The sequence below is a fragment of the Cellulomonas sp. FA1 genome (assembly GCF_000986825.1).
Classification (GTDB): domain Bacteria; phylum Actinomycetota; class Actinomycetes; order Actinomycetales; family Cellulomonadaceae; genus Cellulomonas; species Cellulomonas iranensis.
In genome coordinates this window covers 1,359,452-1,383,647 of the sequence record NZ_LBMY01000001.1, presented here as the reverse complement: position 1 = coordinate 1,383,647, position 24,196 = coordinate 1,359,452, and the positions used below count along the sequence as shown (strand labels likewise).

Annotated in this window: 16 protein-coding genes; 13 read left to right on the top strand and 3 right to left on the bottom strand. The window is 75.4% G+C overall.

From position 1 onward, the window contains the following. Positions 1-25 precede the first annotated feature (25 nt). On the bottom strand, positions 26-415 hold the full coding sequence (locus GY42_RS06180; protein ID WP_046528669.1) for a DUF4870 domain-containing protein: 390 nt from the start codon (positions 413-415) through the stop codon (positions 26-28). A 145-nt stretch (positions 416-560) separates the two neighbouring features. Here GY42_RS06180 and GY42_RS06175 point away from each other — a divergent pair, with 145 nt between their 5' ends. Further along, on the top strand, positions 561-1,523 hold the full coding sequence (locus GY42_RS06175; protein WP_152667225.1) for a hypothetical protein: 963 nt from the start codon (positions 561-563) through the stop codon (positions 1,521-1,523). A 66-nt stretch (positions 1,524-1,589) separates the two neighbouring features. Here GY42_RS06175 and GY42_RS06170 read toward each other — a convergent pair whose 3' ends face one another. Further along, a complete protein-coding gene (locus GY42_RS06170) occupies positions 1,590-2,459 on the bottom strand; it encodes a DUF3097 domain-containing protein (RefSeq protein ID WP_046528667.1) in 870 nt (289 codons plus the stop codon). A gap of 169 nt (positions 2,460-2,628) precedes the next feature. On the opposite strand from GY42_RS06170, the gene hrcA reads away from it, so the two are divergent. The 3 genes from hrcA to GY42_RS06155 all read left to right on the top strand — a co-directional run bounded on the left by hrcA (position 2,629) and on the right by GY42_RS06155 (position 5,613). Beyond that, the gene (gene hrcA, locus GY42_RS06165; protein WP_046528666.1) at positions 2,629-3,651 is read left to right on the top strand and encodes a heat-inducible transcriptional repressor HrcA; all 1,023 of its coding nucleotides are present in this window, start codon (positions 2,629-2,631) and stop codon (positions 3,649-3,651) included. 82 nt (positions 3,652-3,733) lie between these two features. Then, positions 3,734-4,858 carry a molecular chaperone DnaJ gene (dnaJ, locus tag GY42_RS06160; protein WP_046528665.1) on the top strand — a complete coding sequence of 375 codons (1,125 nt, stop codon included), beginning with the start codon at positions 3,734-3,736 and terminating at the stop codon, positions 4,856-4,858. Next, the gene (locus GY42_RS06155) at positions 4,855-5,613 is read left to right on the top strand and encodes a 16S rRNA (uracil(1498)-N(3))-methyltransferase (protein ID WP_046528664.1); all 759 of its coding nucleotides are present in this window, start codon (positions 4,855-4,857) and stop codon (positions 5,611-5,613) included. The genes dnaJ and GY42_RS06155 overlap by 4 nt, the downstream gene beginning before the upstream one ends. A gap of 233 nt (positions 5,614-5,846) precedes the next feature. Here GY42_RS06155 and ppdK read toward each other — a convergent pair whose 3' ends face one another. Beyond that, positions 5,847-8,567 carry a pyruvate, phosphate dikinase gene (gene ppdK, locus GY42_RS06150; protein ID WP_046528663.1) on the bottom strand — a complete coding sequence of 907 codons (2,721 nt, stop codon included), beginning with the start codon at positions 8,565-8,567 and terminating at the stop codon, positions 5,847-5,849. Between the two features lie 209 nt (positions 8,568-8,776). Between ppdK and GY42_RS06145 the strand changes: the two genes are divergently transcribed. From GY42_RS06145 to GY42_RS06105, 9 genes are all read left to right on the top strand, one after another. Beyond that, positions 8,777-9,778, top strand: a complete 1,002-nt coding sequence (locus GY42_RS06145; protein ID WP_046528662.1) for a PhoH family protein — start codon at positions 8,777-8,779, stop codon at positions 9,776-9,778. Next, a complete protein-coding gene (ybeY, locus tag GY42_RS06140; RefSeq protein WP_046528661.1) occupies positions 9,775-10,227 on the top strand; it encodes an rRNA maturation RNase YbeY in 453 nt (150 codons plus the stop codon). The genes GY42_RS06145 and ybeY overlap by 4 nt, the downstream gene beginning before the upstream one ends. After that, complete coding sequence (locus GY42_RS06135) at positions 10,224-11,552, top strand: hemolysin family protein (protein WP_046528660.1); 1,329 nt, start codon at positions 10,224-10,226, stop codon at positions 11,550-11,552. Before ybeY ends, GY42_RS06135 begins: the two co-directional genes overlap by 4 nt. Then, entirely contained in the window at positions 11,549-12,469 is a 921-nt protein-coding gene (gene era, locus GY42_RS06130) for a GTPase Era (protein WP_046528659.1), read from the top strand. Before GY42_RS06135 ends, era begins: the two co-directional genes overlap by 4 nt. A gap of 18 nt (positions 12,470-12,487) precedes the next feature. Continuing rightward, on the top strand, positions 12,488-14,116 hold the full coding sequence (locus GY42_RS06125; RefSeq protein ID WP_236686728.1) for an alpha/beta hydrolase family protein: 1,629 nt from the start codon (positions 12,488-12,490) through the stop codon (positions 14,114-14,116). 139 nt (positions 14,117-14,255) lie between these two features. Further along, positions 14,256-15,101, top strand: a complete 846-nt coding sequence (locus GY42_RS06120) for a PP2C family protein-serine/threonine phosphatase (RefSeq protein ID WP_236686726.1) — start codon at positions 14,256-14,258, stop codon at positions 15,099-15,101. After that, a complete protein-coding gene (locus GY42_RS18105; RefSeq protein WP_052748233.1) occupies positions 15,098-16,540 on the top strand; it encodes an FHA domain-containing protein in 1,443 nt (480 codons plus the stop codon). Before GY42_RS06120 ends, GY42_RS18105 begins: the two co-directional genes overlap by 4 nt. Next, entirely contained in the window at positions 16,537-18,054 is a 1,518-nt protein-coding gene (locus tag GY42_RS06110) for a serine/threonine-protein kinase (RefSeq protein WP_046528657.1), read from the top strand. The genes GY42_RS18105 and GY42_RS06110 overlap by 4 nt, the downstream gene beginning before the upstream one ends. After that, entirely contained in the window at positions 18,051-24,194 is a 6,144-nt protein-coding gene (locus tag GY42_RS06105; protein WP_052748525.1) for an Ig-like domain-containing protein, read from the top strand. The genes GY42_RS06110 and GY42_RS06105 overlap by 4 nt, the downstream gene beginning before the upstream one ends. Positions 24,195-24,196: the final 2 nt, after the last annotated feature.

Sequence of the window (24,196 nt, the reverse complement as noted above, 5' to 3'; positions counted from 1 at the left end):
CCGCCACGGACCGGCGGCGTCGCCGTCAGGGGACGAAGCGGATCGTCAGCGGGTAGCGGTACCACTCCCAGCGGCTCGCGGCGACGGCCGCGAGGACGCCGAGCACGACCCACGCCACGAGCACGCCGAGCAGCACGGGCGACAGCAGCCCGAACGTCACGACGGCCACGACGGCCGCCAGGGCGAGGGCGACGAGCGACGCGAGCTGGAAGTTGAGCGACTCCTTGGCGTGGTGCTCGAGGAACGGCCCGCGGCCGCGGAAGACGAGCCACACGACGAGCGGCGGCACGAAGCCGAGGCCGAGCAGCGGGAGCACGTGCGCCAGGATCGCCCACGTGCGCTCCTCGTCGGGCCGCAGCGGCGGGGCGGGTGGCGGCGGGCCCCAGGCCGGTGGTCCGTCGGCGGGGTGGGTCACGTGGGTGCTCCGGTCGCAGGGGGTGAAGTCCGCGCGTAGCGTACAGGTGCGGACGGCTGCACGTGGCGGGATCGGGACTTCTGGACTTGACACGTTCTGTCGCGTTTCGGTTCTCTGACCCGCGGGACGGCCCACGTCCCTTCCTGTGACCTGGAGGGTCCTTGATGAGCGAGAACACCGGGGGCGTGCCGCCCCGCGACGAGGACGGCCGCGACGTGCCGCCGCCCCCGCCGGGCCACGGCCAGCCGGGCGGCGACGTGCCGCCCGCCGCGCCGCAGCCGGGCGCGCCCACCCCGCCCCGGGCGGCGCCTACCCGCCGCCCCCGGGGTACGGCACCACGCCGCCGGCGTCGCCGTACGGCCAGCCGGCGGGTCAGCCCTACGGCCAGCAGCCCTACGGCCAGCCGTACGCGCCGGCACCGGGCCAGGTCGACATCGGCAACGGCTTCTCGTGGGCGTTCTCCAAGTTCGGTCAGAACTGGGTGACGTTCCTGGTCGGCACGCTGCTGTGGTTCATCGGCATCAGCGTCGTGACGTCGCTCGTGTCGGGCATCTTCGGCGGCTTCGGCTCGCTGATCGGCCGCGACGGCAGCGGCGTCGGCGCCGGCTTCGCGCTGGCCTCGGCCGGCATCGCGGGTGCGGTCGTCACGGCCGTGACGATCCTGCTGGGGTCGCTGTTCAGCGCCGCCGTCATCGGCACCGCGCTCAAGGTCACGGCCGGGCGTCCGGTGTCGCTGGCCGACATGTTCGACTTCTCGCACGTGGCCCAGGTGTTCGTGCTGGGCCTGCTGCTCGCGGTCGCCAACGGGGTCCTCACGTTCATCCCGTTCTTCGGCGCGCTCGCGCAGATCGCCATCACGTACTTCGTGTTCTTCGGCTACCACCTGATCGTCGACCGCAACCTCGGCGCGATCGACGCGATCCGCGAGTCGGTGCAGCTGCAGACCCGCAACGTCGGGTCCTCGGTGCTCGTGGTGCTCGTCGCCATCGCGATCGTCGTGGTGGGCATCATCGCCTGCTTCGTCGGCGTGCTGGTCGCCGGCCCGGTCGCCGCGCTGTTCTCCGCGTACGCGTACCGCCGCGTGACGAACGGGCAGATCGCGGCCTGACGGCCAAGGTGCACGGCACGAGGCCCGCCCGGGCTCCCCGGGCGGGCCTCGTCGTGCCGGGTCGTGTCAGGCGGTGACGAAGTCGATGAGCTCCTCGACGCGTCCCAGCAGGCTCGGCTCGAGGTCCGCGTACGAGCGCACCGAGCGCAGGATCCGCTGCCACGCGCGCGCGACGTCCGCCTGCTCGGCGGCCGGCCACCCGAGCTCGCGCAGGATCCCGCGCTTCCACTCGGTGCCGCGCTCGATCGTGGGCCACGACGTGAGCCCGAGCCGCTCGGGGCGCACGGCCTGCCACACGTCGACGTACGGGTGCCCCAGCACCAGCACGCTGCCCGCGGGCACGCCGCGGACGGCCTCGGCGGCGATCCGGCTCTCCTTCGACCCCGGCACGAGGTGGTCCACCAGCACGCCGACGCGCCGGTCGGCGCTCGGCCGGAACTCGCGCAGCGCGTCGGCGAGGTGGTCCACGCCGTCGAGCAGCTCGACCACGACGCCCTCGACGCGCAGGTCGTCGCCCCACACCTTCTCGACGAGCTCGGCGTCGTGCTTGCCCTCGACCCAGATGCGTGAGCCCCGCGCGACGCGCGCCGGTGCGTCGGGCACGGCGACCGACCCGGACGCGGTGCGGGTCGGCCGGGCGGGCGCGCGGGACGTCACGGGCGCGGTGAGGACGACGGGCTCGCCGTCGACCCAGAAACCCGGGCCGAGCCGGAAGGTCCGCGTGCGGCCCCGCCGGTCCTCGAGCACGACGACGTGCTGCCCGCCGGACTTCTCGACCCGCACGACCGCGCCGACCCAGCCGGTCTCGACGTCCTCGACGACGAGGCCGTGCTCGGCCGGCTGGTCGCGCGCCGTGCGCGGCGGGCGGTGGTGCGCGGTGCGCGGGGCGGAGCGGTCCGACGACAGCACGTCGGAGCCGTAGCGGTCGTGGGTCACGCGGGAGACTCTAGGAGGTCCGTGCGGGACGTGACGGGTGACGCGCTGCCTCGCCGTGGTCCCGCCGGAGGGACCGCGTAGAATTGGCACTCGGTCCGGGCGAGTGCTACGTCACGGGCCGCGGGGCGCCCCCCGCACGGGTGGGCGCACGGGCGACGGAGGAGGCGAGATGAGCGAGGACCGTCGGCTGGACGTGCTGCGCGCGATCGTCGAGGACTACGTCGCGACGCGCGAGCCGGTCGGGTCGCGCGCGCTCACGGAGCGGCACGCGCTCGGCGTGTCGCCGGCGACGATCCGCAACGACATGGCCGCGCTCGAGGACGCCGGGCTCATCGTCCAGCCGCACACCTCGGCCGGTCGCGTGCCCACCGACCTCGGCTACCGCGTGTTCGTCGACCAGCTCTCGGGCGTCAAGCCGCTCTCGGCGGCCGAGAAGCGCGCGATCGGCCTGCTGCTGGAGGAGGCGGTCGACCTCGACGACGTCATCGACCGCGCCGTGCGGCTGCTCGCGCAGCTGACCCACCAGGTCGCGGTCGTGCAGTACCCGTCGCTGCGGCGCTCGGCCCTGCGGCACGTCGAGCTCGTGCCCGTCGGCGCGCGGCACCTGCTGGTCGTCATCATCACGACCACCGGGCGCGTCGAGCAGCGCACGCTCGAGCTCCGCGAGGACCTCGACGAGTCGGTCGTCGCGCGGCTGCGCGTGCGCCTCAACGTCGCGGCCGCCGGCATGCGGCTGGCCGAGCTGGACGGCGCGCTGCAGGACCTCGCGGCGGAGTTCACGCCCGCGGGCGGCGACCTCGTGCGCGCCGTCGTCGCGGTGGTCTCCGAGACCCTGGCGCAGGAGAGCGAGGAGCGCGTGGTCGTCGCCGGCGCCTCGCACCTCGCGCGCAGCGCTGGCGCCGACTTCGCGCACACCCTCGGCCCGGTCCTCGAGGCGCTCGAGGAGCAGGTCGTGCTGCTGCGGCTGCTGTCGGAGATGGCCGAGGACGCCTCGGGCGTCGCGGTGCGCATCGGGCGCGAGACGCAGCACGAGGGCCTCGCGGAGACCAGCATCGTCACCAGCGGCTACGGCGGCGACGGGTCGTCGGTCGCCGTGCTCGGGTCGGTCGGCCCGCTGCGCATGGACTACCCCCAGACCATGGCGGCGGTGCGTGCCGTCGCCCGGTACCTGACCCGGATCCTCGCGGGCTGACGGCGCGCCGCGCACGCGCCGTCCGGCGCCCCGCGCAGGCCCGTCCACGCCACGCACGAGCAGGAAGCGAGCACCACGCCACGTGACCGACTACTACGAGATCCTGGGCGTCGCGCGCGACGCGACGCCCGAGCAGATCAAGAAGGCGTACCGCAAGCTCGCACGCGAGCTGCACCCCGACGTCGCGGGGACGGACGCCGCCACCGAGGAGCGGTTCAAGGACGTGTCGCGCGCGTACGACGTGCTCGGCAACCCCGACAAGCGGCGCGCGTACGACATGGGCGCCGACCCGTCGTCGCCTGGCGGCGGCATGGGCGGCGGCTTCGGGTTCCAGGACATCTTCGAGACGTTCTTCGGCGCCGCCGGCGGCGGTGCGCCCCGCGGTCCCGCGCCGCGCGCGCGGCGCGGCCAGGACGCGCTCGTGCGCCTCGACCTCGACCTCGCCGAGGCCGCGTTCGGCGTGCACCGCGAGATCCAGGTCGACACCGCGGTGCTGTGCCCCACGTGCGGCGGCACGTGCTGCCGCCCGGGCACGTCGCCCCGCACGTGCGACGTCTGCGGCGGGCGCGGCTCGGTGCAGCGCGTCGCGCAGTCGTTCCTCGGCCGGGTCATGACGACGCAGCCGTGCGCGGCGTGCCACGGGTTCGGCACGGTCATCCCCGAGCCGTGCACCGAGTGCGCGGGCGAGGGGCGCGTGCGCTCGCGGCGCACGCTGTCCGTCGACGTGCCGGCGGGCGTCGACACCGGCACGCGCATCAAGCTCACGGGCCAGGGCGAGGTCGGCCCCGCGGGCGGCCCTGCCGGCGACGTCTACCTCGAGGTGCGCGAGCGCAAGCACGAGACGTTCGTGCGCAAGGGCGACGACCTGCACGCGACCCTGCAGGTCCCCATGACGGCGGCGGCGCTCGGCACGGTGCTCACCATGGAGACGCTCGACGGCGAGCGCGAGGTCGACCTGCGGCCCGGCACCCAGCCCGGGCAGGTCGTCACGCTCAAGGGGCTGGGCGTCGGCCACCTGCACGTGGGAGGCCGCGGCGACCTGCACGTGCACGTCGAGGTCCAGGTGCCCACGCCCGCCGACGACGAGCAGGCGGAGCTGCTGCGGCGGCTCGCCGCGCTGCGCGGCGAGGAGCGCCCCGAGGCGCGGCTCGCGGCCGCCCACCCGGGCGTGTTCTCCAAGCTGCGCGACAAGCTCACGGGCCGGTGAGCGCACCGGTCTTCCTCGTCGACGCCGGGCGGCTCAACGACGTCGTCGCGGGCGGGGAGTTCCTGCTCGACGGGACCGAGGGGCGGCACGCGGGCGTCGTGCAGCGCCGCGGGCCGGGCGAACGCGTCGACGTCGTCGACGGCGCGGGCGTCCGGCTGCTCGGGCGCGTGCGCGCCGCCGGTCCCGAGGGCGTGCGGATCGACGTCGACGACGTCATGCGCGAGCCCGCGCCGTCGCCGCGGCTCGTGCTCGTGCAGGCGCTCGCCAAGGGCGACCGCGACGAGATGGCGATCGAGGCGGCGACCGAGGTCGGCGTCGACGTGGTCGTGCCGTGGCAGGCCGAGCGCTCGGTCGTCATCTGGCGGGGCGACCGCGCGCAGAAGAGCCGCGCACGGTGGATCGGGACGGTGCGCACGGCCACCAAGCAGTCGCGCCGCGCGTGCGTGCCGCTCGTCGAGCAGGCCCTCGACGGCAAGGGGCTCGTCGCGCACGTCGCCGACGTGGTGGCCGCGGGCGGGGTCGTCGTCGTGCTCCACGAGAGCGCGACGCGACCGCTGCACGAGGTCACGCCGCCCGCCGCCGGCGACCTGCTGGTCGTGGTGGGCCCCGAGGGCGGCATCAGCGACCGCGAGCTCGACGCGCTCACCGGGGCCGGCGCGCTGACCTGCCGGCTCGGGCCGCACGTGCTGCGCACGTCGACCGCGGGCCCGGTCGCGCTCGCGATGCTCGCCGACCGGCTCGGCCGCTGGGGCTGACGCCCGCCCCGGTGCGGTACGCATCGCTGGATCGCGCTCTCGCCGTGAGGGGGTGGGCTGGATCGCGCTCTCGCCGTGAGGGGGTGGGCTGGATCGTGCTCTCGCGGTGAGGGGGTGGGCTGGATCGTGCTCTCGCGGTGAGGGGGTGGGCTGGATCGTGCTCTCGCGGTGAGGGGGTGGGCTGGATCGCTCTCTCGCGGTGAGAGGGCGATCCAGCCCGTCCGTCGCGCCGGTCAGCGCGAGTCGCTGCCCTCGTGCTCGACCGCCGCGCGGCCCGCCTCGAGCCGCGCGACCGGCACCCGGAACGGCGAGCAGGACACGTAGTCGAGGCCGACGGCGTCGAAGAACCGGATCGACTCGGGGTCGCCGCCGTGCTCGCCGCACACGCCGAGCGTGAGGTCGGGACGCGTCGCGCGGCCCAGCCGGACCGCCGTCTCGACGAGCTGCCCGACGCCCTTGACGTCGATCGTCTCGAACGGCGACACCGACAGCACGCCGTTGGCGGTGTACTGCGCGAAGAACGCGCCCTCGACGTCGTCGCGGCTGAAGCCCCACGTGGTCTGCGTGAGGTCGTTCGTGCCGAACGAGAAGAACGCCGCCTGGGTCGCGATGCGGTCCGCCGTGAGCGCCGCGCGCGGCAGCTCGATCATGCAGCCGACGGGCAGCTCGACCGGCACGCCCCGCTCCGCGCCGACCTCGGCCATGATGGTCAGCGCGCGCTCGCGGACGAGCCGCAGCTCCTGCACCGAGCCCACGAGCGGCACCATGATCTCGGCGTGCGGGTCGCCGCCCGCGGCCAGCCGTGCCGCGACCGCCTCGCACACGGCGCGGATCTGCAGGTCGAACAGCCCGGGGACCACCAGCCCGAGCCGTACGCCGCGCAGGCCGAGCATCGGGTTGGCCTCGTGCATGCGCCGCACCGCGGCGAGCAGGGTCACGTCGCCGTCGTCGACCTCGCCGCGCTCGGCCGCGAGCGCGACCTTGACGGACAGCTCGGTGAGGTCCGGCAGGAACTCGTGCAGCGGCGGGTCGATGAGGCGGATGGTCGTCGGCAGGCCGTCCATCGCCTCCAGCAGGTCCGTGAAGTCGGCGCGCTGCAGCGGCAGCAGCGCGTCGAGCGCGGCCTGCCGCTGCGTGTCGTCCGCCGCGAGCACGACCCGCTCGACGAGCACGCGCCGCTCGCCGAGGAACATGTGCTCGGTGCGGCACAGGCCGATGCCCTGCGCGCCCAGGCGGCGCGCCCGCGCGGCGTCCTCCGCCGTGTCGGCGTTGGCGTGCACGTGCAGGCGCCGGGTCGTGTCGGCGTGCCGCAGGATCCGGTCGACGGCGCGCACGAGGTCGCGCGTCTCGTCGTCGGGCGCCGCCTCGAGCGCGGCGTCCAGACCGTCCTCGAGGTACCGCTGCACGGGGGAGGGCACGACGGGCACGTCGCCCAGGAACACCTCGCCGCTCGTCCCGTCGATCGCGAGCACGTCGCCCTCGCGCACCGTGCGGCCGCGCGCGGTGAGCGAGCGGTCGGCCTGGTCGACGACCAGCTCCTCCGCGCCGACGACGCACGTGCGCCCCATGCCGCGCGCCACGACCGCGGCGTGCGACGTCTTGCCGCCGCGCGCCGTCAGCACGCCCACCGCGGCGATCATGCCGCCCAGGTCGTCGGGGTTGGTCTCGCGCCGCACGAGCACGACGTCCTCGCCGCGCGCGGCCCACTCCTGCGCGGTCGCGGGGTCGAACACCGCACGGCCGACCGCGGCGCCCGGCGACGCGGGCATCGCGCGCGTCAGCAGCACGCGGTCGGCCGCACCGTCGGGGTCGGGTGCGAACTGCGGGAACTGCAGCTGCGCGAGCTGCGCGCCCGACACGCGCGAGAGCGCCTCGTCCATCGTGATGAGGTGCTCGTCGACCAGCTGGCACGCGATCCGGAACGCGGCCGGCGCCGTGCGCTTGCCGACGCGCGTCTGCAGCATCCACAGCTTGCCGCGCTCGATCGTGAACTCGATGTCGCACAGGTCGCGGTAGTGCGTCTCGAGGCGGCGCATCGCCTGGCGCAGCTCGGTGTACGCCGCGGGGTCGACCTGCTCGAGGTCGGCCAGCGACAGCGTGTTGCGGATGCCGGCGACCACGTCCTCGCCCTGCGCGTTCACCAGGTAGTCGCCGTAGTCGCCCGTGCGGCCCGTCGCGGGGTCCCGCGTGAACGCCACGCCCGTGCCCGACGTCGGCCCCAGGTTGCCGAACACCATCGTGCAGACGTTGACCGCCGTGCCGAGGTCGTCGGGGATCCGCTCCTTGCGGCGGTAGAGACGCGCGCGCTCGGTGCCCCACGAGTCCAGGACCGCGACGATCGCCATGTCGAGCTGCTCGCGCGGGTGCTGCGGGAACTCGCGCCCCGACTCGTCGCGCACGATCTGCTTGTACGTGCCGACGAGCGCGCGCAGGTCCTGCGCATCGAGGTCGACGTCGGCCGTCACGCCACGCCCGGCCTTCGCCTTGTCGAGCGCGTCGGCGAACAGGTCGGCGTCGATGCCGAGCACCGTGCGGCCGAACATCTGGATCAGCCGGCGGTAGGAGTCCCACGCGAACCGCTCGTCGCCCGACAGCTCGGCCAGGCCCTGCACGGACGCGTCGTTCAGCCCGACGTTGAGGACCGTCTCCATCATGCCGGGCATCGAGAACTTCGCGCCCGAGCGCACCGACACCAGCAGCGGGTCGTGGAAGTCCCCGAGCCGGCGCCCGAGCTCGTCCTCGAGGTGCCGGACCGCCATCGTCACCTCGACGCGCAGCTCGGGCGGCACCTCGCCCGTGCGCAGGTACGCGCGGCACGCCTCGGTCGTGATCGTGAAGCCCGGTGGGACCGGCAGGCCGAGCCGGGTCATCTCGGCGAGGTTCGCGCCCTTGCCGCCGAGCAGGTCCTTCTGGTCCTTGTCGCCCTCGCTGAAGTCCTTCACGTAGCGGGCCACGGTGCCTCCTCCGGGTCGCACCCGTCGGGCTCCGTTGCCCGACGGCCTCCTGCCAGTGTTCTCCTGCCCCGACCCGGACGCCCGGGGACGAAGGGCCCACGACGGCGGGAACTCGCGGGCCCTCGTGGGACCTGCGCCGTAGGATGGAGGCGTGCCCGCAGCAGCCGGGCCACCCACGAGAGAAGGAGCGCACGGCAGCCGCCGAGCACATGGCCGAGCCCACCCCCACCGCCAGCGTCCCCGAGCCGCGGCACGCGCGCGTCGAGCACCGCATCACCGTCCCGCCGGACGTGTCGATGGTCGAGCTGCTCGGGCTGCGCGACGAGGTCCTGCGCAGCATCGAGGACGGCTTCGCGACCGTCGACGTCCACGTGCGCGGCAACGAGGTCACGCTCGCGGGGCCCGCGGGCGACGTCGCGCTCGTCACGCGCCTGGTCGACGAGCTCGTCGAGATGGCCGCCGCGGGCACGCCGCTGAGCCCCGAGGTCGTGCAGCGGTCCGTGACGATGCTCACGGCCGACTCCGGCGCGCGCCCCGCCGACGTCCTGACCTTCAACATCCTGTCGACGCGCGGGCGCACGATCCGCGCGAAGACGGCGGGCCAGAAGGACTACGTCGACGCGATCGAGCGCAACACGGTGACGTTCGGCATCGGGCCCGCGGGCACCGGCAAGACGTACCTCGCGATGGCCAAGGCCGTGCAGGCGCTGCAGGCGCGCAGGGTCAACCGCATCGTGCTGACGCGCCCCGCGGTCGAGGCCGGCGAACGTCTCGGGTTCCTGCCCGGGTCGCTGTCCGAGAAGATCGACCCGTACCTGCGGCCGCTGTACGACGCGCTGCACGACATGGTCGACCCCGAGTCGATCCCGCGGCTCATGGAGGCCGGCACGATCGAGGTCGCGCCGCTCGCGTACATGCGCGGGCGCACGCTGAACGACGCGTTCATCATCCTCGACGAGGCGCAGAACACGTCGGTCGAGCAGATGAAGATGTTCCTCACGCGCCTGGGCTTCGGGTCCAAGGTCGTCGTGACGGGGGACGTCACCCAGGTCGACCTGCCGAGCGCGACCACGTCGGGGCTGCGGGTCGTCGAGAAGGTCCTCGCGGGTGTCGAGGACGTCGAGTTCTGCCGGCTGACGTCGAAGGACGTGGTCCGGCACCGGTTGGTGGGAGAGATCATCGACGCGTACGCGAGGTGGGACGGGGCATGAGCGTCGAGGTGAGCAACGAGTCGGGCGTCGAGGTCGACGAGGCGGAGTTCGCCGCGCTCGGCCGGTACGTCATGGACGCGATGCACGTGCACCCGCAGGCCGACCTGTTCGTGCGGCTGGTCGACACGGCCACCATGACGGACCTGCACGTGCGGTGGATGGACGAGCCCGGCCCGACCGACGTCCTGTCGTTCCCCATGGACGAGCTGCGGCCCGGGCGCGAGGGCGAGCCCGCGGGGCCCGGCGTGCTGGGCGACGTCGTGCTGTGCCCCGAGGTCGCCGCGACCCAGGCGCGCACCGCCGGGCACTCGACGGCCGAGGAGATGCTGCTGCTCACGACGCACGGCATCCTGCACCTGCTGGGGTACGACCACGTCGAGCCCGACGAGGAGAAGGAGATGTTCGCGCTGCAGCGGCAGCTGCTGCTGACGTTCCTGGCCGGGCGATGACCGGGGTCCCCGTCGCCGGCCTCGTGGCCGTCGCGGTCGCGGGCATCGTGCTGGCCGCCGCGCTCTCGGCCGGCGAGGTCGCGGTGCTGCGGGTCACGCGCTCGCGCGTCGCCGAGCTCGAGGCCGAGCGGCCCGGCGCCGCGGAGCGCGTGCGGCGGCTCGTGGACGACCCCGCGCGGGTCGCGCAGGCCGCGTCGTTCGTGCGGCTGCTGGGCGAGATGACCGCGACGGTGTGCCTCACGCTCGCGATCAGCGCCGGCTCGCTGTCCTGGTGGGCGACCGCCCTGCTGGCGATCGCCGCGTGCGCGGTCGTGGCGTTCCTGCTCGTGCGCGTCAGCCCGCGCAGCATGGGCCGGCGGCACCCCGTCGGCGTGCTCGCCGCGCTGTCGCGCCTGCTGCTCGTCGTCACGGCCGTCGCGGGCGGCGTGGGGCGGCGGGCCGACCCGACCGTCGCCGCCGCGGGCGTCGACGACACCGAGCTGCGCGACATGGTCGACCGCGTGAGCGAGTCCGACGGCTTCGAGGACGACGAGCGCGACATGTTCCGCTCGGTCCTCGAGCTGGGCGACACGCTCACGCGCGAGGTCATGGTGCCGCGCACCGACATGATCACCGCGCACGCCGACACGCCGCTGCACAAGGTGCTCGCCCTGCTGCTGCGCTCCGGGTTCTCGCGCGTGCCCGTCGTCGGCGACTCGGTCGACGACATGCTCGGCGTGCTGTACCTCAAGGACGTGGTGCGCCGGATCCCCGCCCGCGGCGCCACGCCCGGCGACGACCCGCTCGACGCGCCCGCGTCGTCGCTCGTGCGCCCGCCCGTCTACGTCCCGGAGTCCAAGCCGGTCGACGAGCTGCTCCGCGAGCTGCGCGACGGGTCGAGCCACATCGCGCTCGTCGTCGACGAGTACGGCGGCATCGCGGGCCTCGTGACGATCGAGGACGCGCTCGAGGAGATCGTCGGCGAGCTCACCGACGAGCACGACACGAGCGCACCGGGTGTCGAGGAGCTGCCCGACGGCGGCTACCGTGTCCCGGCGCGCCTGGGGCGCGACGAGCTGGGGGAACTGTTCGGCATCGAGGTGGAGGACGAGGACGTGGACACGGCAGCGGGACTGCTCGCCAAGGCGCTGGGCAAGGTGCCGCTCCCGGGGTCGGTGGGCGAGATCCACGGCCTGCGGCTCGAGGCCGAGCGCGTCGAGGGGCGCCGCAAGCGGCTCGCGACCGTGCTGGTGCACCGCGCGGCGGACGACGGCGCGGCGCACGACGCCACGCCCGGCCGCGGCGTGCCCGCGGCCGCGGACCACGGGACGGAGGTGGGGCGGTGACGCACCGGTCCGGCTTCGCGTGCTTCGTGGGACGCCCCAACGCGGGCAAGTCCACGCTGACCAACGCGCTCGTGGGGCAGAAGGTCGCCATCACGTCGGGGCGCCCGCAGACCACGCGGCACGTCGTGCGGGGGATCGTCCACCGCGACGACGCGCAGCTCGTGCTCGTCGACACCCCCGGGCTGCACCGTCCGCGCACGCTGCTGGGCGAGCGCCTCAACGACCTCGTGCGCGACACGCTCACCGAGGTCGACGTCGTCGGGTTCTGCCTGCCCGCCGACGAGAAGATCGGCCCCGGCGACCGTTACATCGCCGAGCAGCTCGCGCGGCTCGCGACCCCGGGGCGCCCCGGCGTGCCCGTCGTCGCGGTCGTCACCAAGGCCGACAAGGTCCCGCGCGCGCGTCTCGCCGAGCAGCTGGTCGCGGTCGACCAGCTCGGCGAGTGGGCGGACGTCGTGCCCGTGTCCGCGCAGGACGGCTACCAGGTGGACGTCGTCGCGGACGTGCTCGTGGGGCACCTGCCCGAGGGGCCGGCGCTCTACCCCGAGGGCGAGCTGACCGACGAGCCCGAGCAGGTCATGGTCGCCGAGCTCGTGCGCGAGGCCGCCCTCGAGGGCGTGCGCGACGAGCTCCCGCACTCGCTCGCGGTCGTCGTCGAGGAGATCGTGCCGCGCGAGCAGCCCCCGGGCGCCGACGGCCGTCAGCTGCTCGACGTCCGCGTCAACCTCTACGTCGAGCGCGACAGCCAGAAGGCCATCGTCATCGGCCGCGCCGGCGCGCGCCTGCGCGACGTGGGCACGCGCGCCCGCACGCAGATCGAGGCGCTGCTCGGCGCGCGCGTCTTCCTCGACCTGCACGTCAAGGTCGCCAAGGACTGGCAGCGCGACCCCAAGCAGCTCGGCAGGCTGGGCTTCTGAGGTGACGTGGCTCCCGCGGTGACCGGACCCCAGGAGGACGGCGCACCCGAGCCGGCCGCCACCATGTCGACCTGGCGTCGTGTGGTGCGCCGGCGCGACCCCGGCGCGCCCGCCGGGCGCCCCGAGAACCTGTACCGCGTCGTTGCGGGCGTCGCGCTGGGCGTCGTGCTGCTCGCCGTGCTCGGGGCCGTCCTCGGCCCGCGCTGGACGCCCGAGCCGCTCGAGCGCGTGATCGAGGTCGAGACGGCACGCACCGCGATCGGCGGCGCGCCGTCGCTGCGCACGTACGACGTCCGCGAGGTCGTCGTGACCGTGCCGCTCGACGGTGCGAGCGTCCAGGCGCGGATCAGCGTCCCCGTGGGGGCGCCGGGCCCGCTGCCGGGCGTGGTGTTCGTGCACGGTGCCGGCACGGGGAAGTTCGCGCAGGCGTTCGTCGCCCAGGCGCGCAGCCTCGCGGAGCACGGCGTCGTCGCGATGGTGCCGGACAAGCGCCTCGACACGTACACGACCCGCCACCGCGACTACGTCGCGATGGCCCAGGACTACCTGCGCTCGGTCGACCTGCTGCGGGACCGGCCCGAGGTCGACCCGGACCGCGTCAGCGTGTACGCCGAGAGCGAGGGCGGCTGGATCGCGCCCGTCATGGCCGTCGAGGACCCGGCGATCGAGGGCGTGGTCCTCGTGTCGTCGCCGGTCGTGCCGCCGCGGCAGCAGGCCGCGTTCGCGGTCGACGCGTACCTGCGCAACACGGGCGTGCCGGACGCGGTGTTCCGGGCGATCCCGCGCGCGGTCGGCATGACCATGCCCGGCGGCGGGTTCGAGTACGTCGACTTCGACGTCGAGCCGTGGCAACGGCGCATGACGCAGCCCGTGCTGGTCGTCTACGGCACGGGTGACGCGTCGATGCCGATCGTGCAGGGCGCCCTGCAGGTGCGCGACGACGTCGCCGCCGCCGGCAACGAGGACGTGACGATCCGCTACTACGCCGAGGCCGACCACGGCATCCGCGTGGGCGGGCAGGTCGTGCCGGCGTTCCTGCGCGACCTGTCCGGCTGGGTCCTCGGGCTGCCCGGGACGCGCGACGCCGAGCCGCACGTCGCGGGCGCGCAGCCGTTCCAGCCGTACGTCGCCGGGCCCGTGCCGCAGCCGCGGTGGCTGCGCGACGGCGACGTCCTGCTCGGCCTCGTCGTCGGCGCGCCGGCCCTCATGCTGCTCGCGGGCGCCGCGGTTGCGACCACACGGGTCGTGCAGCGCACCACGCGGCGGCGGTCGCCGTCGCGTGACGCGTCCCACGCGCCGCGCCGGTTCGGCCGCGGGGTCGCCGTGCGGCTGACCGCGCTCGCCGCGGCGAGCGTCGTGACCGTGCTCGCGCTCATCTGGTACCTCGTGGCCATCGCACGGCTCGCGATGGACTACGAGCGCAACGCGTGGGTCGTGCAGGGCGGGTGGGTCGCGGTGCGTCTGCTCGGCGTCGTGGCCGTGCTCGCGGCCGTGCTGCTGGCTCGGCGCGTGCACGACGTGCACCACGCGGGCGCCGCCGTGGCGCCCGGCGTGGTGCGGACCCTCGCGACGTGGGGGGTGCTGACGGGCTCGGCGGTGCTGCTCGTGGTGCTCGCGTACTGGGGCGTGTACCAGCTGGGCATCTGAGGGTGAACTGGACGGACGCACGTGAACCGCACCGCTCAGGTGAGGCACCATGTGCGCCGATGACTCTGGCAGGCGAGGACGGGGTGGTGCAGTGCGCACGTCGTGGGGTTCGGCGACGGATCGGGGACGCGTCCGCGAGGTGAACGAGGACGCCCTGCTGGCGTACCCGCCGGTGTTCCTCGTCGCCGACGGCATGGGCGGCCACGACGCGGGTGACCTCGCGAGCCGGATCGCCGTCGAGGAGTTCGCGCAGCTGGCCGGCCAGCAGTCCGCGACGTCCGACGACGTGCACGCGTGCTTCGACCGCACGTCGGCCCGGATCCGCACCGAGTTCACCGGCGGGCGGCGCGGCGGCACGACCGTCGCGGGGGTCGCGGTCACGCAGCACGACGGCGGCTGGTACTGGCTGGTCTTCAACGTCGGGGACTCGCGCGTGTACCGCTGGGCCGACGGCGAGCTCGAGCAGGTCAGCGTCGACCACTCGGTCGTGCAGGAGCTCATCGACGCGGGCGAGATCACGCCCGACGGCGCGCGGCGCCACCCGGAGCGGCACGTGCTCACGCGCGCGCTCGGCACCGGCGAGCCGCCCGAGCCCGACTACTGGCTGCTGCCCGCGGGCGTCACCGACCGCCTGCTGATCTGCACCGACGGGCTCACGCGCGAGCTCGGCGACGACGACATCGCACGCGTCGTCGCCGCGGTCAGCGACCCCCAGGACGCGGCCGCGCAGCTCGTGCAGCACGCGCTCGAGCGCGGCGGACGCGACAACGTCAGCGCGGTCGTCGTCGACGTCGCGACGGCCGCGACGCCCGCCGAGCAGACGCACGTCACGGCTCCGCGGTCGGCCCCCGACCTGGGGCCGCACCTGTGGGACGAGATGCTCAACGGCGCGACCGTCCCGCGGACGTCGTCCACGGCGCCCGCCGACACCGCCCCGCAGCCCCGGACGACCACGCCCGACCACGCCCAGGAGGACCCCGCATGACCGAGACGCCCCACCACGAGTACCAGGACGGGCAGTGGACCGCCGTCACCGGTGCGGGCTTCCTCGCGCTCGTCGAGCCGGACGCGCCCGCGCACGTGGTCGACGGGCTGTGGCGCGTCGCGCGCGGCGACGGCGACGTGCTCGGCGCGCTCGGCGTGGTCGCCGCCGACGGCTTCGCGTCGCTGCCGCGGTTCGCGGTCGTGCGCACCGACGCCGACGGTGCCGTGCACGCCGTGCTGCGCGGGCCCGTGCTGCTGCGGCTGCACGGGGCCGACGAGGTCCAGGAGGTCGCCGCCGGCGACGGTGCCGTGTGGACCGAGCACCGTGCCCTGGGTGTGCGCGGTCTCGTGCTCGTCACCGGTGCCGCGCAGGAGCCGGCGGCCTCGTGGTGGCCGCTGGTCGGTGGCGTGGTGCGCGCCGCGGGGCTGCGCACCGGGCAGGTGCACGCCGAGCAGCCCGCGGCCGACGCCGCCCCGCTGACGCACGAGCAGCCGGTCGTCGAGCAGGCGCCGTCGGCGCCCGTCGCGGCCCCGGCGCCCGCCGCTGCGGCGGAGCCCGCGCCGGCGGTCGAGCCCGTCGTCGTCGAGCCTGTCGTCGAGCCCGTCGCCCCGACCGAGCCCGTCGCCCCGGCCGTGCCCGTCGCCCCGACCGAGCACGTCGCGCCGGCCGTGCCCGTCGTGGCGCCGGAGCCCGTCGCCGCGCCGGAGCCCGTCGCCGCGCCCGCGCGCGAGGACGACGCCTGGTCCGGGGGGATCGCGTGGCCCACGGCCGCCGAGGTCGAGCCCGAGCCGGTCGCGGACCCGTCGCCGGCGGCGACCGCCACGCCCGAGGAGGCCCCGTGGTGGCAGGTCGGCACGGCCTCGCGGCCCTCGCCCGACCCCGAGCCGCAGCCCGCCGCCGCGGCGCCCGCGGACGTCCCGGCCGCCGTCGCCGCCGCCGTCGCACCGGTCGCGACCGTCGCGCCCGACGACGAGGCCGCCGACGACCACGACGGGATGACGATCCTGTCGAGCGACCTCGCGCGGCTGCGCGACCGGCTCCCCACGTGGAGCCAGGACGCCGTGCCCGGGCCGTTCCCCGCGCCCGAGCCCGCGCCGCTGCCCGCGCGCCTCGTGCTGTCCACGGGGCTGGTCGTCGCGCTCGACCGCGCCGTGCTGCTCGGCCGCGCGCCGCAGGTCGCCCGCGTGACCAACCGCGAGCTGCCGCGCCTCGTGACCGTGCCGAGCCCCAACCAGGACATCTCCCGCACGCACGCGGAGGTGCGCACCGAGGGCGAGCACGTCGTGGTCACCGACCTCGACTCGACGAACGGCGTCCACGTGTCGCGCCCGGGCCAGGGCGTGCGTCGCCTGCACCCGGGCGAGCCGAGCGTCATCGGCACGGACGAGGTCGTCGACCTCGGCGACGGCGTGACGTTCACCGTGGAGCGCAGCGCGTGACAGCTCGTCGCGAGGCGTCCGCGCCGCCGGACCTGCCGGGCTACGAGCACGTCCGCGTGCTCGGGCTCGGTGGCTTCGCGGACGTCTTCCTGTACCACCAGCACCTGCCGAGCCGCGACGTCGCGGTCAAGGTGCTGCTCGCGGGCAGCCTCGACGACGACGTGCGCGCGCGGTTCCAGACCGAGGCCAACCTCATGGCCCAGCTGTCGCACCACCCGTCGATCGTCACGATCCACCACGCGGCGATCGCCGCGGACGGCCGCCCGTACCTCGTCATGGAGTACTGCTCGCGCCCCGGCCTCGCGGAGCGGTACCGCGCCGAGCGCATGTCCGTGGCCGAGGTGCTGCGCATCGGCGTGCGCCTCGCGTCGGCGGTCGAGACGGCGCACCGTGCCGGCATCCTGCACCGCGACATCAAGCCCGCGAACGTCCTCACCACGGACTTCGGGTGGCCGGCGCTGACCGACTTCGGGATCGCCGCCACGACCGGCCCCGGGGCGCAGGCCATGGGCATGTCGATCCCGTGGTCGCCGCCGGAGCTGCTGGCCGAGCGCCCGCACGGCGACGAGCGGTCCGACGTGTACTCGCTCGCCGCGACGATCTACTCGCTGCTGGCGGGCCGCTCGCCGTTCGAGCTGCCCGGGGGCAACAACAGCGCGCAGCAGCTCGTCGCGCGCATCGAGCGTTCGCCCCTGCCCGCGATCGGGCGCGAGGACGTGCCCCCGCAGCTGCAGACCGTGCTCGAGCGTGCGATGTCGAAGCACCCGTCGCGACGCTTCCCGTCGGCCGTCGCGGTCGCGCGCGCCCTGCAGGAGGTCGAGGCGGCGCTGCGGCTGCCCGTGACACCCCTCGACCTGACCGACGACGTACCACCGGCCGCCCTCCCCGCGACGGGTGCGCCGGCGGACGGGGTCGACGACGACGCCACCCGCCTGCGCGGCATCGCGCTGCCCGCGTCTGCCGTGACCACCGGGGGCGAGGAGGAGGCCGCGACCCGGGCGCGGTCGGTCGTCGTCGGTCGCCCGACGCTCGTGCCGCCCGCGCCCAGCGCGGCGCCCGCGCCGACGGGCGTGCCGGTCGACGCGCCGCCGCGCCGCCGGACGCGCCTCGCGGGCGCCCTCGCGGCGGTCGTCGTGGTCGCCGCCGGCGCCGCGATCGCCTACGCGACGCTCGGCGACCGGGGCGGCGGCGGGCAGGTCGCACCGTCGGAGTCCCTCGCGCCCCCGGCCACCGGGCCCGTGGCGGCACCGGTCCCGGCGCCGCACTCGTTGTCCGGCACCCGCGCCGCGGACGGCTCCGTCACGTTCACGTGGCAGAATCCCGACCCGCAGGGCGGGGACAGGTACCTGTGGGGGGTGCTGACGGTGACGGGCGAGCCGACGCTCGAGCTGGTCGACGACGCGACCGTCACGGTCCCCGCGGACCGGGCGACGGGCGAGGTGTGCATCCAGGTGTCGATCGTGCGCGAGGACCGCGCGAGCTCGGCGCGCCCCGCGCAGGGGTGCGTGCCGTGAGCCGGTGGCACCCGCGCTCGTGGCGGCGCAAGCCGATGACCACGGCGGCCGCGGTCGTCACGGTCCCCGCGATCGTCCTCACGCTCGCGCTCGTCGACCGCGGCTTCCCGCTCGCGCGCGTCGACCTCAACGACGGCGGCGTGTGGCTCACGGCCACGAGCCAGCTGAGCCTGGGGCGGTACAACGTGCCCGTCGAGGAGCTCGACGGCGGTCTCGTGACCGAGAGCGGCGAGTTCGACGTGCTCCAGGACGAGGGTGCGGTGCTGCTCGTCGAGCCGACCACGGTGTCGGTCGTCGACCCGGCCGCCGTCGCGACCACGACGCGCGTCGCGACGGGTGGTGCGGACGTCTCGATGGCGGCGGGGCGCGCGGCCCTCGTCGACGACGCGGGCGACGTCTGGGTGCGTGACCTGGTGTCCCTCGACGGGCTGGACCTCACCGCCGACACGCCCGACCTGCAGCTCGGCGAGGGCGGCGCGGCGGTCGTGGCGCGCAGCGGGACGGTGCTGGGCGTCGCGCCCGAGGACGGCGCCGTGACGCGTGTCCCCGCGGCGACGCCGCTCACGCCGGAGGACGCCGGCACGCTCGGGCCGCTCGAGGTGGACGCGGTCACCGCCGTGGGCGACGAGCTCGTCGTGCTGTCCGGCAGCACGGTCCGCACGACGCGGGGCGAGGTCACGCTCGACGGCGAGGGACTCGTGCTGCAGCAGCCCGGGCCCGCCGCGAGCACCGTGCTGGTCGCGAGCCGGGACGCGCTGTGGGAGGTGCCGCTGGACGGCGGCACGCCGCGCGAGCACCCCACGACGGGCTCGGGGACGCCCGCCGCCCCGGTCCGGGTGGGCGAGTGCGCGCAGGCGGCCTGGGCGTCGTCGATCGGGTCGTCCCTGGTGCTGTGCCAGGGACGCGACGCGCAGGTCGAGGACCTCGAGGGCATGACGTCGGGGGACCGGCTCGCGTTCCGCGTGAACCGCGGCCTCGTGGTGCTCAACGACACCGTCGCCGGGCGGGTGTGGCTGCCGCAGCAGGACACGCAGGTGCGGGTGCCCAACTGGCAGGACATCGTCCCGGAGGACGAGCCCCAGGACTCCGAGGACGACTCCGAGTCCGGCGAGGTCACGCAGGAGCCCGTCACCGAGTGCACGGACCAGACCGCGCCGCCGGTGGCCGTCGACGACGAGTTCGGCGTGCGCGCCGGTCGGTCGCGCGTGCTGCCCGTGATCGACAACGACTCGTCGTCGGACTGCGGGATCCTCGTGATCTCGCAGGTCGGGGCCCTGCCGGCCGAGTTCGGCACGGTCGAGGCCGTACGCGGCGGCCGTGCGCTGCAGGTGCACGTGCTCGAGGGGGCGACCGGGTCCGCGGAGGTCGAGTACGTCGTCAACGACGGCCGCGGCGTCAACGCGCCCGCGACCGCGACCGTGCGGCTCACGGTGAGCGACGGCGACGAGGCGCCCGTGCAGGTGCGCACGTCGTCCCTCACGGTCGAGACGGGCGGGCAGATCCAGCACGGCGTGCTCGCGGACTTCGAGGACGCCGACGGCGACGACCTGCTGCTGGTCGGTGCGACCGCCGACGTGACCGTCGGCTCGGTGCGGTTCCGCCAGGACGGCGTGCTGACCTACACCGCCGACGGCGGCGGCCTCGGGCGCACGACCGTGCAGGTCCAGGTGTCGGACGGCACGCACGTGGTCGACGGCGAGGTCGTCGTCGACGTGCGCGCCGCCGGGTCGGTGCCGCCGCGGATCGACCCGGTGCACGCCGTGACCTACGTCGGCCAGGAGGTCGTCGTGCGACCGCTGGACGCCGTCCGGTCGGCGTCGTCCGAGCCGGCGCGCCTCGCGTCGGTGTCCGACACCGTGGGCGCGACCATCACGCCCGACCTCACGGCCGGCACGTTCGGCTTCCGCGCCGCCCGCGCCGGCACGTACTACGTGCCGTTCGTCGTCACCGCGGCCCCGCAGCAGGCGACGGGCCTCGCGCGCATCGACGTGCGGGAGTGGCCCGAGCAGGCGCAGCCGCCGATCGCGGTGCGCGACGTCGCGCTGCTGCCCGCGGGCGGCAGCGTGACGATCGACCCGCTGGCGAACGACGAGGACCCGGCTGACAACGTGCTCGTCCTGCAGTCCGTGACCACGCCCGAGGACTCGGGCCTGCAGGTCGCGGTCCTCGACCGCCGGTACGTGCAGATCCGCGCCGACCGCACGCCCGACCGTCCGGTGCTGCTGACCTACGAGGTCTCCAACGGCACCGCGTCGGCCCGCGGGGAGATCGTCGTGCAGCCGATCCCGCCGTCGGCGTCGTCGCAGCCGCCGTTCGTCCCGAACGTGGAGGCGACCGTCCGCGCGGGCGGCGTCGTCACCATCCCGGTGCTCGAGGGCGCGTCCGACCCGGACGGCGACGCGCTCACGGTGCTGCGCGAGCTGCCCGAGCCGCTGGCCGAGGGCGACGGGCTGCTGTTCGTCTCGGGCGACGTGCTGCGGTACCAGGCCCCGAACCGTGCACTGACGGCCCGTGCGACCTTCGCCGTCGCCGACACCGCGGGCAACGTCACCGCGGCGACCGTCACGGTGCGGGTACACGAGTCCGACGCCGACACGAAGTCGCCGCCGCGCCCGCGCGACGTCGTCGCGCGGGTGTTCGAGGGCGACACCGTCCGCATCCCGATCCCGCTCGTCGGCATCGACGACGACGGCGACGGCGTGACGCTGCTGGGGGAGGCGTCGGCCGGGACCCTGGGGCGCGTGTCCGAGGTCGGGGCCGACTGGCTCGAGTACGAGGCGTTCCCGGGGTCGCGCGGCACCGACACCTTCACCTACGCGGTCGAGGACTGGGTCGGTCAGCGCGCCGTCGCGACCGTCCGCGTCGGCATCGCGCCGCGCCCGACCACGGGGTCGGGCGTCGTCGCGGTCGACGACGCCGTGACCCTGCGCCCCGGTCAGCGCGTCGAGGTGCGCGTGCTGGCCAACGACATCGACTCCACGGGGCGCGAGCTGACCCTCGAGTCGATCGAGGTGCCCGAGGGCGTCCAGGCCGAGGTCCAGGGCCGGCGCATCGTCGTCACGGCCCCGTCGACGCCGGGCGTGGTCCCGATCGTCTACCTCGTCAGCAACGACGTCGGCGGCAGCGACTACGGCACGCTCACCGTCACGGTGACCGACGACGCGCCCGTCGAGCCGCCCGTCGCGCGCGACGTGCTCGTGCCCGCGATCGACACGCTCGGCAAGACGGAGGTGTCGGTCGACGTCCTCGCGGTCGCGCAGAACCCGTCGGGCCCGCTGTCCGACCTCGAGGTGTCGGTGCCCGCGTCGCACGGGGACGTCGCCCGGGTGGCCCCCGACGGCCAGGTCGTCGTCACGCTCGTCGACCACGCGCAGACCGTGCCGTACCGCCTGGTCAACCGCACGGCGCCCGAGGCCGACGCGTACGCGTTCATCACGGTGCCCGCGCTCGGGTTCTTCCCGCCGCAGCTGCGGCCGCGCGCCCCCGAGCTGCGCGTCGCGAGCGGCGAGACGCTGACCATCCCGCTGGCCGAGCACGTGCAGGTCGCGCCCGGGCGCGAGCCCAGCATCGCCGACCCGACCCTGGTGACCGCGACCCGCTCGAACGGCGCCGAGCTCGTGCAGGACGCGCACACGCTCGTGTTCACGTCGGCCGACGGCTACGCGGGCCCGGCGTCGATCTCGGTCCCCGTCACCGACGCGACCGGCGCGTCGGACACGTCCGCCCGCACGACGCTGCTCACGCTGCCGATCACGGTGTTCGCGGTGGACGACCACCCGCCGACGTTCCAGCCCGCGACCCTCGAGGTCGCACCCGGCGAGGCCGCCACGCGGCTCGACCTGCGCGCGCTGACGGTCGGCCCCGAGCAGGGCTCCGGGGCGACCGGCGAGCGCTACGGCTACCGGCTCGTGGCCGGTGTGCCCGCCGGGTTCAGCGCGACCCTCGAGGGGTCGGAGCTGCGCGTCGCGGCCGACGCCACGACGCCCAAGGGCACGACCGGCCGGCTCGACCTGCAGCTGACGTACGGCCGCAGCGGCGTCATGGACGTCGGCGTCGACCTCAAGGTCATCGCGAGCTCGCGCAAGACCGCGACCGTGCGCGACTTCGTCGTCGACGACGCCGTGCAGGGCCGCGAGTCGACCGTGCAGGTGCTCGAGGGGTCCACCAACCCGTTCGCCGAGCGTGGGCCGCTGACGGTCGTCGGTGCGGTCGTCGAGACCGCCGGCGCCGGGACGGCCGCCGCGTCGTCGAGCAGCGTGACCGTGCGGCCGAACGGCGACTTCATCGGCAACATGACCGTGCGCTACCGCGTGCGCGACGTCACCGGCGACCCCTCGCGCGAGGTCGAGGGCCGCATCTCGGTGCGCGTCAGCGGCGTGCCCGACGCACCCGTCCCGCCGCGGATCGGCGAGGTCCGGGACCGCACCGTGGTGCTGTCGTGGACGGCCCCCGACAACCGCAACGAGCCGATCACCGAGTACCGCGTGACCGCGCAGCCCGGCTCGGTGGTCCGGTCGTGCGCGAGCACGACGTGCACGATCGACGGCCTGACGAACGACACCGAGTACACGTTCACGGTCGCGGCCAGGAACCGCGTCGGCTGGTCCGAGGAGTCGCCGCGGTCCGCGCCCGCGCGGCCCGACGCCGTGCCCGAGACGCCCGGCACCCCCTCCCTCGAGTACGGCGACCGCTCGGTGCTCGCGACGTGGGACGCGCCGGTCTCGAACGGGTCGCCCGTGACGAGCTACACGGTCGAGATCAGCCCGGCGCCGCCGTCGGGCGCGGCGACGCGCACGACGTCCTCGACGCAGCAGCGCTTCGACGGCCTCGCGAACGGCACGGCCTACACGGTCCGGGTCCGGGCGCACAACAAGGCTCCCGAGCCCAGCGCGTGGAGCCTGTGGTCCTCGCCGCAGATCCCCGCGGCGGCACCCGGCGCCCCCCAGGGGCTGAGCGCGGCGCGCGTCGACACGCCGCTCGGCGGCCAGATCACCGTCACGTGGGGCGACACGGCCGCGAACGGCGACGCGATCAAGGGCTACGAGCTCGTGGTGCGCGGCACCAACGGCCGGACGTTCACGCCCGGTGCCGACGACAGGTCCTTCGCCTTCCAGAACGCCCGCAACGGCGAGACCTACACGTTCGAGCTGCGCGCTCTGAACAAGGTCGGGCCGGGCGCGACGGCGACCGCGACCGCCCTGACGTACGGGCTGCCCGGCGCACCGGGCACCCCGCAGGCCGAGGCGCTCGTCGGCGAGGGCGCGGCCCGCGTCTCGTGGGGCGCCGCCGACGGCAACGGCGCGCGCGTCGAGCGCTACGTCGTCGCCGTCTCGGACGGCCGTCGGATCGACGTGCCGGGCGGCACCTCGACCCGCGTCGGCGACCTGCGGGGCGGACAGTCGTACACGTTCACGGTCTCGGCCGTGAACGCGCAGGGCGAGGGCCCCGCCGTCACGAGCGGGTCGATCGACGCGTCGCAGCCGCCCGGCACGCCGGGCGTCAACGACCCCGTCGTCGCGGCGACGGCCGGCTTCGGCCGGCCGACCGTGCTGCGCGTCTCGTGGGGTGCGGTGGACGCCAACGCGCGCGACGCCGCGGTGACGTACGACTGGCAGGTCCGCAGCCAGGGCCGCGAGGCGAGCGGCGAGACCACGGGGACGACCGCCGACGTGAACGTCGACGGGTGGAACTTCCCGATCTGGGGTGCCGACGTCACCGTCACGGTCACCGCGCGCACGACCGTCAGCGGCACGCAGCTGCGCAGCGCTGCCGGCTCGCGGACCGCCTCCGTGGGGCGGTGGGGCTCGGCGCCGTCGGCACCCGGGCCCGTCCAGGTGGTCGCGGACGGCACGCGTCTGACGGCCACGTGGAGCGCCCCCGCGGCGGACGGCGGCAGCGAGTACCGGTACGTCGTGACCTGGAAGGTCCAGGGTCGCCGCGACGACGTGCGCGAGCTCGGGGCCGACCGCCTGCAGGACGTGTTCGACGTGCCCACGAACGCGCCGCCCGGCTCCGACGTCGTGGTCACCGTGCAGGCCCGCAACGGCACCGGCACGAGCGCCGCGTCCACCGCGACCTGGACGGTCCCGGCCGCCCCGGAGCCCACGCCCGACCCGCCCGGCGGCGGTGGTGGCGGATGACG

Coding starts and splice junctions, on each gene's coding strand:
- hrcA (WP_046528666.1), top strand. CDS start 2,629: ATGAGCGAGGACCGTCGGCTGGACGTGCTGCGCGCGATCGTCGAGGAC.
- GY42_RS06145 (WP_046528662.1), top strand. CDS start 8,777: ATGGCCGAGCCCACCCCCACCGCCAGCGTCCCCGAGCCGCGGCACGCG.
- ybeY (WP_046528661.1), top strand. CDS start 9,775: ATGAGCGTCGAGGTGAGCAACGAGTCGGGCGTCGAGGTCGACGAGGCG.
- GY42_RS06135 (WP_046528660.1), top strand. CDS start 10,224: ATGACCGGGGTCCCCGTCGCCGGCCTCGTGGCCGTCGCGGTCGCGGGC.
- GY42_RS18105 (WP_052748233.1), top strand. CDS start 15,098: ATGACCGAGACGCCCCACCACGAGTACCAGGACGGGCAGTGGACCGCC.